This is a genomic window from Streptacidiphilus sp. ASG 303 (assembly GCF_020991365.1).
In the GTDB taxonomy this organism is placed as follows: Bacteria; Actinomycetota; Actinomycetes; order Streptomycetales; family Streptomycetaceae; genus Peterkaempfera.
Map to the genome: position 1 here is coordinate 82476 of NZ_JAJLRA010000025.1, position 9692 is coordinate 92167.

Genomic DNA, 9692 nt, shown 5'->3' on the forward strand with positions numbered 1-9692 from the left:
GTCGAACCGGCGACCTTCCGCTTTTCAGGCCGTGCAACCTGGCTGATCGAGCGGTGCTCTCCTGCTGGGGCGGTGATCATGAGGTCCTTGGATGTCCGGCCCAGTTCGCCACTGTTGGCGTACCCGTTGGCGTACTCTGCGGGACCCACTTCCAAGAGCGCAGCCTGCCGCCATCGACTGTCAGAGCCCTCTGAGAGAGTCGATCCGCAACCATCCGCGACGCACTGTCCGTCACGGAGAGCCCACGTACAGCACGCCTGTGCTCTTTTCGTGAACGAACTGGGGTGATAGAACAGCTCTGCGCCCGTCAGGCGCCGCAGCGCAGAGGGTGGGAATGGCAGATCATCCATACGCCGGGCCGCTGACGTCCGGGCCGGACCATGTGGTGTCGGAGTACACCATCCCGGCACAGGCGGCGGCGACCAACCGTTTCGATACCCGAACCCCGCTCCAGCAGGTCTACTTCTGGAAGTCGGACGAGTGGGAGCAATTCGCCTTCGAATGGGTGAAGTTGCGGGCAAGCCACGAGGGCTATGCCGGCGTCGAGATGATCGGGGGCAGTAACGACCGCGGCGCGGACGTGGTCGCCTTCTTCACCGAGGCCAAGCTCAACGGGCCCTGGCATTGCTTCCAATGCAAGCACTATCAGGACGCTTTGCAGGTTGCAGACGCCATGCCGGAGATGCTTAAGCCCTTCGTGGCGAAGGTCGAGACAACCCGCACCCTGCCCACCCGCTACACGTTCGTCGCACCGCGCATCCACCCGCGCCTGACCGACATCATGCTGACGCCCAAGGAGCTCAAGCGGCAGTTCCTGGGCTACCTGAACCGACGCCCCGACCCCGTGAAGAGGCTGGATCCTGCGGTGCTGGACAAGGTGCACGCCCTTGCGGAGGCAGATGACTTCACCTGGTTCTACACGGTCAACCTCAGCACCATCCTTGAGGTGGTGCGCGACACCCCACTGTACGTGGAGAGGTTCAACCTCCCCCCGGCTGGGAAGCCCAAGAGAATTCCGGTGCCGGACGAGCCAGACAACTCCGTGGAAGCCCGGTTCGTGGAACAGCTGCTGCAAGTCTACCGAGGGTACTACAGCCCACACATCAACACCTTCGCGGACGCACTAGAGCACGAGGAGGCCGGAGACCATGTGCGCCGCCAGCGGCAAGCCTTCTATGCGGCAGAGTCGGTGCGGATGTACGCGCGCGATAGCCTTCCCGGCGATCCGTACAGGGAACTCCAGGAAGACGTGCTGCCGGTGCTGCTCGAGGTGGCGGCTCCCAGATTCCCAACCGGCTTCGACCGGTTGCAGGAGGTGCTGGTCAGTGCTTCTAAGGTCGAACCGCACTCGCCCATGCTCAAGGATCATCTCAAGAACATCGAAAAGATGGGTATGTGCCATCAGTTCGCCAACGTGAATGGGTTGGTCTGGTGCCGGAAAGGAGACGCACGGTGAACACTCCCAACCCGCTCAACGGGCCCGTCGAGGTGGCTGTGCGCGTCCTAGTGCTCCTCGCGCGGTCCTACCCGGATCCCATCGACGTGTCGATGCTGGTGGCATTGGACCACGCCATGCTCCACAGCGGACAGTTCGACGGTCCCCCCAGTCTGCACCCTCACCTTCCAGCAGGGCCCGGGGAACTGGGGCTACGACGCCAACTGCTGCACAAAGGACTGGCAGTTCTCATGCGCTCGGGTCTGGCAGAGGTCGAGGCCCGAGACGACGGCCTGCTCTACCGGGCGACCCATCGCGGCTCTGGCTTCGTCGGTATTCTTGAGGCCCCGTACGTGGCCCAACTGCAAGACCGGGCACGGTGGGCGGTGGAGGAGTATGCGCCGCGCACCGACACATTGTCGGCGATGCGGACGATCGCCGCCATTTGGAACGAGGATTTCCTGGCGAGCGCGCGCGACCACGAGGGGCGATTCGGTGCCTGAGTTGAAGCTGACCCACCTGACTTATGCTGGCTCGGGACTACCACTGGCACAGGTGACGTTCGGCGATGGGCTAACCATCATCTGCGGTGATTCCGACACCGGAAAGTCGTTCATTGTCGACTCCATCGACTACATGCTCGCCGGTCGCCAGAAAGCCCCCTCGGTCAGCCGCTCAGCCGGTTACAGTCAGATCCTACTCGGCATGCTACTGCCTGACGGCAGCCCGCTGACCCTGGTCCGAGCCCCCGGCAACAACTCCATCCGCATCTACTTGGAAGACCTTCGGGACTTGGTCCACGAAGTGCCGCACGCCATCGTCTCGGCTCGCCGTGCCACTAGCGGTCAAGATCTGTCGAGCTACCTGCTGGGCTGTCTAGGTCTGGACGGGGCATATGTCCGTACCAATGAGGAGGGTCGAACCGAGCCGCTGCGGTTCGCAGATATCTTGAACCTGGCTGTCGTCACCGACGCCCGAATCGATTCCGTCACCCCACCCTCACAACGCACGCGCAGCGTGTCCTACCCTACGCGCGCCCGCTCGGTCATGCGTTTCGTCCTGACTCGCGAAGACGAACCCGTGGCCGAGGGGCCCAACGCAGCTCAACGCCGCGTCCAGCGAGGCAAGATTGCCTTCATCGACCAACTCGTCATCGACGCCCTGGCCAAACTCAAGAACAAGGGCAACTTGAGTGCTCTGCGCGAGCAACTGACCCGGCTAGACGAAACTCTGCAGGACGCAACCCGTTCCCACCACGCGGAGAGTGAACGTCAGGCAGTAGCAATCGCCGCCCGAACCCGAATCAGCGAACAGGAATCCTTGATCGCCAGCCGTCTGATCGAGATCACTGACCTGATCAACCGCTTTGTCCTCCTGCGCCAGCAATACGAGTCCGACCTGGATCGCCTTGCCATGGTCAGTGAGGCCGGAAACCTTCTCGGATACTTTGAGGAGGGAACATGCATTTTCTGTGGTGCAGAACCCGAACATCAAAACCCCCAGCACCATCAGGTAGAGGCCACCCAACTGCACCAGGCCGTTGCGGCCGAGATCCACAAGACCCGTGCGCTGCTCGCCGATCTGAAGCTCACCATCAATGATATGGACGACCAATGCGCCCAGGTTGCTACTGAATTGGCGCAAGCAAAGGCCAAGGGAGACGCGCTGGACATGGCCATCGCGGAGAGTGGGGCTCGCCTGGAACCTCTCGCAGCGCAACTTGACGAGGTCTTGGCCAGGCGTACCCAACTGCAGCGAGACCTAGACGTGCTGTCCTACGTCGAGGAACTCGATGCGCACCGGGTCAAACTTGCCGGCGACTCTAGCCCCGCTCGTCGCGCCCCATCTTACATCCCCGTTAGCGCACAGATCGCCTTTGAACGTATCCTGCGGGACACACTGGAGAGCTGGCACGTTCCCGCCGTCGAACATGCCACTTGGGACCCCTACGACGGAGATGTACACGCCGGTGGAAGTCCGCGCGCTTCCAGAGGCCGCGGTATCCGTGCCCTACTGCATGCGGGATTTTCCACCGCCATGGCGCAGTACTGCGTCGAGCAGCGCAGCCCTCACCTGGGGTTCTTGGTTCTAGACTCCCCGCTGGTCACCTTCGGGCAACTGGTCGCCGACGATGTCCAGGTCCCATTCTACGTCAAGGACTACTTCTATCGGCACTACCGAAACTTTCCAATGCAGAGCGTTATCGTCGAGAACTCCCGGCCCCCCGCCGATGTCATCGAAGGGGCGCACGTCATCGTATTTGGTGCCACCGGAGACCGGCAGGGATTCTTCCCTGAGGGCTCCCAATGAGCCAACGGTCACCGCGCCTCCCGGAGTGTATGCGGCCTATAGCCAAGCGGTAGCTACGCTCGAGTTACTCCGGCGCCCTTCCCACTGCGAGCAGGTGAGAGCTTGCGGAAAGGAGCTCAGGGTACGGCTCGGCCAGTCGCGCTGCGGTTAGGACGGACTCGAAAAGTGCTTGAAGCGCGGACGGCTCTATACCGGGCAGGTGATCCGCCGTCTTGAGGAGCGACCAAGCTGGTCCCTCGATCCCAAACACCGACACCTCCGTGAACCCCGCGGCTCGCAGCTCATCCACCAGCTCCTCGGCGCGGTGGAAGTATGCGAGAGTGAATCCATGCCTGCCGTTATGGACGGCTGTCCGGAGGATTTCGGAGATGGTCACCTGCAGCCGTTCGTTCTGCAGATGTGCGAGGGCCGCGTGCTCGAACAACGCCGAGTATCGGTTGATGGCAGCCGCCGCGACGAGGCCTCCAGGGGCGAGGACGCGGAGTGCCTCGGTGAGGGTCTGGTCCCGGTCGGCAGGATCAGGCAGGTGATAGAGCGGGCCCAGAAGTTGCACGACGTCGTAGCTGTTATCTGCTGCTTCCAGCGCGCGAGCGTCTCCTAGCGATGCAGGGCAGATCTTCGCCGCCTGTTCTACGTGTCGCGCAATGGGGTCGACCAGGTCTACGCGGTAGCCATCTTTGACCAGCCAGCAGGCGTGTACGCCGGTGCCGCCTCCGACGTCCAGGACGCGTGCGGGGGCTGGCGGGAGGAAGCGCCGCAGGATCTCCTTAGTTCGGAGGAGTTCCAGCCGCCCGTCTGCGGACATGCTCAGGCGCGCGTCCTCATCGATGACGTGGGAGTAGAAGCGCTCGATCTCTGGTGCCAACTCGGGTTTCGGCATAACGGCAGTATCCTGTGTACCGGTGGACCAGTCCAGCACTGCTACCGACAAGGGGAGCCATGGCTCTGTTGAAGTACGAAGAGATCGCGGAGTCCCTGCGCTCCCGGATCGCCGCAGGGGAGTTCGCTCCCGGGGAGACCCTGCCGTCCGGGCGGGACCTCGCCGAGCAGTGGGGCGTCTCGCGGGCCACTGCCGTCAAGGCCATGGACGTGCTGCGGAACGACGGCGTGGTGGAGGCCCGGCAGGGCACGGGCTTCGTCGTCACCGAGACGCCGGTTGCCCGGCCAGCGGGCGGGCGTCGTGCTGGTTCGGCGCGGGTGGCCGGCGGAATGCCGTTCCTGCGTGTCGGTGCGCCCGACTGGGCCGAGCCCCCGGCGCACGTGGCTGCCGCGCTCCGGATGGAGGCCGGTGTGGAGGCGCTTCGCCGCATCCGTGTGCTGCAGCTGCCCGACGGCAGTCCGCACAGCTACGTGCAGGCATGGTTCCCGCCCGAGGTGGCCCAGGCTTCGCCGCGGCTGGCGCAGACCGCACCCATCGCGGAGGGTACGACGCGGTACGTGCGCCGGCAGACCGGCCGGTTCCCCGTGGAGGGCGTGGACGTGACCACGGTGCGGCTGGCCACCGAGACCGAGGCGCTGCACCTCGCACTGTCGGGCTCCACTCCCGTGGCCGTGGTGCTGCATACGGCCCTCGACCAGGAGGGGCGCCCTCTGGTGTGCGAGGAGGGCGTGACCCCCGGGAGCCTCTATGAGCAGGTGGACACCTACGCGATGTAGCTGCAGCACAAGCGCAAAGCTGGACCGGTCCGCCGGTCCAGCTTTTTTCGTGCGCTTCATGCCCTACTAGCTGCAAGAACGTTCTCTCCCGTCGTGAAGTGGCTGCAACTTGCTTGACTGGACCGGTCCACCGGTCCAGTCTTCTCATGTGGCCGCAAGCCCGACCGGAGCAGTCCGAGTCGGGGCTGCTGCGCCATGCCTAAAGGGGCCCGGGACAGAGCGGGCCGAGGGACCCGGACCCCTGGTCAACCGGAGGGCAAGACCGAAAGGTCACGTCGTCTGTGCCTGAAACGGGAGCGCGCTCCCGAAGAGACGACACCGCCGACCTCGCTCCGCCCGGGATGCCCAGGCGAAGCGAGGTCGGCGCTGCACGAGTGTTTTTGGTCCTCGTCCTGCAGGTGTCTGCCGCAGGACGGGGGTCATGGCTGCTCGTCATCCGATGAGTGGCCCCGGCTGATGAGTCGGGGCGGCTGCCTCCCGGCCAAGGAAAGCGCAGCCGCCCCGCTCCGAGCCGATCCGACCCGTGAAGGAGACCGACCCGTGAGGACCATCGTCTCAGGTCAGTACGCCGCTACGGCGGCGGAGTTCGCCGAGCTGGCGCTCGGCATCGACACCGAGTTGTTCGCCGGTCCGGCCGGTCCGGAGTCGCCCGAGGAGCGGGCGGCCAGGCTGGACGTCGCCGGCGCGGTGCTGGCGGACCTGCGCCGGGAGGACCCGCAGCTGGCCGCCTACGCCGCCGCTCTGCTCGCCACCGCCCCCGTGCCGCTGGGCTCCCGGCGGCCGGCCGCTGCCCGCCGCCTCGCCGTCCCGGCGGGGGTGGCGGCATGAGGACCGGACCGTTCCCTGCCGTGCTCGCCCGACTGCGGCTGCTGGCCGTGCTCGCCGGCCTGGCGTGGCTGCTGGGCATCACCCCCGCCGTCCCGGTGCGGCTGCTGCTGCTCGTCATGGGCGCCATGGTCCTGGCCGTGGACGTCCTCTCCGACGCCGCCCGCCCCACCGGCCCCGCCCGCGCGCCGGGCCGCGACACCCGGGGAGGTGCCCGGTGACCGCCGCCGCTCGTGAGGCCGCCGCCCGCGCCGCCGAGGCGGCCAGGGCTGCCGCTGCCGCCGCCCACGCCGCGGCGGAGGCCGCCCGCCGGGCCCGCGAGGCCGCTACCGGGGGTGCCCGGTGAAGCGCGGACCGAAGATCCTGCTCGTGCTCGGACTGCTGGCCGTGGTCGGCATGGCGTTCCGGGTCTCCTGGAACGCCCTGCGCGACGTGGCCCACGCGATCGGCGCGGACCCGGTGGCCGCCACCGTCTATCCCCTGGTGGTCGACGGCCTGATGGCCCTCGCTCTGGTGGCCGCCCTGGTGCTGCCGGAGGGCGACCGCCGGTTCGCCCTGCGGATCCTGGCCGGGTACACCGCGGCGTCGCTGGTGCTGAACTATGTCCACGGTTTGGTGCCCGGCCTGCACGGCGCCGGTCGGGTGCGGCTGGCCGACTGGTCGCCCGCCAACTGGGCCCTGGTGCTGTTGGCCACCTCGCTGCCGGTCGGCTCCATCTTCTACGGCTCCGACCTGGTCGCCAAGGTGCTTCACCACCGCCCCGCGACCGGCGAAGCACCGCAGACCGTGACGAATCGGTCGGCGCCTGACCTGCCCGCACCGGCCGACCCCGCCCCGGAGAAGTCGGTCTACGCCCCGCCTCCCCCGGCCTCGACCGAGGCGGCACCCCTCGTGCCGGCCGCCGCTCCTGCGGCCGACTCCCGCCCGACCGCAGCCGCCCGTGCGGTCCGGCCGCGCAAGCCGACCGGGAAGCTCCCGGCCGCCGCCCGGTCGGCCCGACCGGTCCGCACCCCGGAGGAGCTGCTGACCGAGGCCCGGGCCGCCACCGCCGGGTGGCCGGACCGGGAGCTGACGGCCGACCGGATCCGGGTCGCGGTCCGCACCTCCGCCGAGAGGGCCCGCACCCTGCGGGACGCCCTCAAGGCCGAGCGGGCCGCCGCCGCACACCCGGCAGGGCTGCACCTGGTCACCGGCCCGGCCCCCGAGGCAGACCCCGCCCAGGAGGCCGCTCCGGACGCCGCGGCGGGTGAGTGAGGGTCGCCTCTGGTGACGCTCGCCCATGCTGCCGTACTGCTGGCTGCGGCTAGACGCTCTTCTTCGGCAGGGGCGACCACAGGACGATCAGCAGCGTGGCTATCGGCCCGAGGAGCAGGGACACAAACCACCAGTTCAAGCCGCTGCGGCCCTTGCCCTGCGCAAGACCCGCGTTGACCAGGGACAGGGTGAACCAACCGCCTGCGGCGTCGGTCGAGTTGCTCATGAGGTTCCTCGCTCAGTCGACGACCCTCCCGTCTGAACGAGGGCCGTCGCAGGCTACAGCCGCTCAACTCCCCGGCGAAAGGTCAAAAGCCCAGCTCAGAGTGGCTTATGCCGCCTCGGCCGCAGCCTGACCGATCTTGCGCCACATCTCCTGTTTCGACCCGGGGCGCGCCCTCGCTTGCCGGCTTCCGGCGCGCCCCGGCACCTCCACTCATGAGAGAGGCACGCGAAGTGAACCACGACCTGCCCGACCCGGACGGTGAGCTGTTCGCCCGCCTGGAGGCGGACCTGACCGCCGACTTCCCCGAGACGCCGGGGGGTGAGGTGGTGGACCTGGGCAAGGCCCGCACCGCCCGCCGCCCCTCCGGCGACCCCGCCGCCGTGCCGGTGGTCGGTACCGCGGCGGACGCGGACGACGACCCGGACGACACCGTGTACGTGGACGACCCGGCCGCCGCCCCCGCCGACGTGGCGGCCGAGCGGCGGCGGGAGCCGATCCTGCCGAAGTGGGCCAGCAACGCGGAGCAGTTCAAGGCCGCCGCCCGCTGGGCCGCCGGCCAGGCCGCCTACGTCACCGCCTACCACGCCGCCCGCTCCCCGCTGTACGCCGCCCGCCTGACCGCCCGCGCCCCGCGCGGTGCCGCCCGGGTCATCGGAGGCGCTGGCCGCTGGGTGGCAGACGCCCAGGGGGCGCCGATGCGGGCGGTGGCGGTGCGCAAGGAGGACGCGGAGCTCTACCTGCGGCTCACCCGGCAGCGGGACGCCAAGGTGCGGCTGCGGACCCTGATCGCGGCCCTGGTCGCCGCGTTCGGCATCGCGTTCGTGGCGGTACTGCTGGTCATGACCCCCGGCTGGACCCACCTGGCGCTCGCCGCCGCCACCGTCGCCGCCCTGGGGTGGGCCGGGGCCCCGGCCGATCAGCCCCTGGTCACCCGCGCCGTGGTGAAGACCCGCGCTCCGCGGCTCACCTCGGACATCGTGGAGCGGGCGCTGCTGGCCCTGGGCATCGGCGGCATGGGCAAGGGAGAGATCACCTTCCCCGCCCCCATCACCCGCGACGGCCCCGGCTGGCGCGCGGACGTCGACCTGCCCCACGGGGTCACGGCCGGGGACATCATGGAGCGCCGCAAGCGCCTGGCCTCGGGCCTGCGCCGCCCGCTGGGGTGCGTGTGGCCGGAGGGCAACGCGGACGAGCACGAGGGACGGCTCGTGCTGTGGGTCGGGGACAAGGACCTGTCCAAGGCCGAGAAGATCGCGTGGCCGCTGGCCAGGACCGGCCGCCACGACCTGTTCAAGCCGGTGCCGTTCGGCCGCAACCCCCGCGGGCAGTGGGTCGCGGTGCCGCTGGTGCAGCACAACGTGCTGTTCGGCTCCCAGCCCGGCCAGGGCAAGACCTCCTCCGTCCGCGTCCTCGCGGCCGGCGCCGCGCTGGACCCCACGGCGGAGATGTGGGTGCACGAGCTCAAGGGCTCCGGCGACCTGGACCCCTTCGAGCCCATCTCCCACCGGTTCGTCTCCGGCATCGACGACGACTCCATCGAGTACGCCGCCGAGTCCCTCACCCTGCTCCGCAAGGAGGTGATGCACCGCACCGGCGCGCTGAAGAGGCTCCCGCGGGACCTGTGCCCGGACAAGCGCGTCACCCGCGAGATCGCCGACAAGCGCATCGGGCTGCACCCGCTGGTCTGCATCGTGGACGAGTGCCAGAACCTGTTCGCCCACGCCAAGGTGGGCAAGCAGGCCGGGGAGGACGCCGAGTTCATCATCAAGATCGGCCGTGCGTTCGGCGTCATCCTCATCCTGGCCACCCAGCGCCCCGACAAGGACTCCCTGCCCACCGGGGTCTCCGGCAATGTCTCCATCCGGTTCTGCCTGCGGGTCGCCGGCCAGGTCGAGAACGACATGATCCTGGGCACCTCCGCCTACAAGAACGGCATCCGCGCCACCACCTTCCGCCCCGAGGTCGACGCCGGCCTGGGCTACCTCG

The 9692-nt window shown here is 68.4% G+C and carries 11 protein-coding genes; 9 read left to right on the plus strand and 2 right to left on the minus strand.

Annotated features, from left to right (window positions below):
- Positions 1–385 precede the first annotated feature (385 nt).
- Genes LO771_RS24255 through LO771_RS24265 form a run of 3 tightly spaced genes read left to right on the plus strand, consistent with a single transcriptional unit; the run spans position 386 to position 3745 of the window.
- Positions 386–1456, plus strand: a complete 1071-nt coding sequence (locus LO771_RS24255) for an ABC-three component system protein (protein WP_230746515.1) — start codon at positions 386–388, stop codon at positions 1454–1456.
- On the plus strand, positions 1453–1938 hold the full coding sequence (locus LO771_RS24260; RefSeq protein WP_230746518.1) for an ABC-three component system middle component 2: 486 nt from the start codon (positions 1453–1455) through the stop codon (positions 1936–1938). Before LO771_RS24255 ends, LO771_RS24260 begins: the two co-directional genes overlap by 4 nt.
- Positions 1931–3745 carry a hypothetical protein gene (locus LO771_RS24265; protein WP_230746520.1) on the plus strand — a complete coding sequence of 605 codons (1815 nt, stop codon included), beginning with the start codon at positions 1931–1933 and terminating at the stop codon, positions 3743–3745. Before LO771_RS24260 ends, LO771_RS24265 begins: the two co-directional genes overlap by 8 nt.
- A gap of 64 nt (positions 3746–3809) precedes the next feature.
- Here LO771_RS24265 and LO771_RS24270 read toward each other — a convergent pair whose 3' ends face one another.
- Entirely contained in the window at positions 3810–4625 is an 816-nt protein-coding gene (locus tag LO771_RS24270) for a bifunctional 2-polyprenyl-6-hydroxyphenol methylase/3-demethylubiquinol 3-O-methyltransferase UbiG (protein ID WP_230746522.1), read from the minus strand.
- Between the two features lie 59 nt (positions 4626–4684).
- On the opposite strand from LO771_RS24270, the gene LO771_RS24275 reads away from it, so the two are divergent.
- The 5 genes from LO771_RS24275 (at position 4685) to LO771_RS24290 (ending at position 7480) form a co-directional block, all read left to right on the plus strand.
- A complete protein-coding gene (locus LO771_RS24275) occupies positions 4685–5401 on the plus strand; it encodes a GntR family transcriptional regulator (protein WP_230746524.1) in 717 nt (238 codons plus the stop codon).
- A 540-nt stretch (positions 5402–5941) separates the two neighbouring features.
- Entirely contained in the window at positions 5942–6229 is a 288-nt protein-coding gene (locus LO771_RS24280; RefSeq protein WP_230746526.1) for a hypothetical protein, read from the plus strand.
- Positions 6226–6447 (plus strand): hypothetical protein, encoded by a 222-nt coding sequence (locus LO771_RS24285; RefSeq protein WP_230746527.1) that lies wholly within the window; start codon positions 6226–6228, stop codon positions 6445–6447. The genes LO771_RS24280 and LO771_RS24285 overlap by 4 nt, the downstream gene beginning before the upstream one ends.
- Positions 6444–6572: a hypothetical protein gene (locus tag LO771_RS30865; RefSeq protein WP_255744274.1), complete on the plus strand. Its 129-nt coding sequence runs from the start codon at positions 6444–6446 to the stop codon at positions 6570–6572. The genes LO771_RS24285 and LO771_RS30865 overlap by 4 nt, the downstream gene beginning before the upstream one ends.
- Positions 6569–7480 carry a DUF2637 domain-containing protein gene (locus tag LO771_RS24290; RefSeq protein WP_230746528.1) on the plus strand — a complete coding sequence of 304 codons (912 nt, stop codon included), beginning with the start codon at positions 6569–6571 and terminating at the stop codon, positions 7478–7480. Before LO771_RS30865 ends, LO771_RS24290 begins: the two co-directional genes overlap by 4 nt.
- A 49-nt stretch (positions 7481–7529) precedes the next feature.
- Here LO771_RS24290 and LO771_RS24295 read toward each other — a convergent pair whose 3' ends face one another.
- Positions 7530–7706 carry a hypothetical protein gene (locus tag LO771_RS24295; protein ID WP_230746529.1) on the minus strand — a complete coding sequence of 59 codons (177 nt, stop codon included), beginning with the start codon at positions 7704–7706 and terminating at the stop codon, positions 7530–7532.
- Between the two features lie 230 nt (positions 7707–7936).
- Here LO771_RS24295 and LO771_RS24300 point away from each other — a divergent pair.
- The coding region (locus LO771_RS24300; protein WP_230746531.1) for a cell division protein FtsK at positions 7937–9692 on the plus strand (1756 nt) is incomplete at its 3' end.

Bases quoted from the DNA above. Each gene is read 5' to 3' on its own strand.
- LO771_RS24285 (WP_230746527.1), top strand. From the start codon at position 6,226: ATGAGGACCGGACCGTTCCCTGCCGTGCTCGCCCGACTGCGGCTGCTG.
- LO771_RS24275 (WP_230746524.1), top strand. From the start codon at position 4,685: ATGGCTCTGTTGAAGTACGAAGAGATCGCGGAGTCCCTGCGCTCCCGG.
- LO771_RS24295 (WP_230746529.1), bottom strand. From the start codon at position 7,706: ATGAGCAACTCGACCGACGCCGCAGGCGGTTGGTTCACCCTGTCCCTG.
- LO771_RS24270 (WP_230746522.1), bottom strand. From the start codon at position 4,625: ATGCCGAAACCCGAGTTGGCACCAGAGATCGAGCGCTTCTACTCCCAC.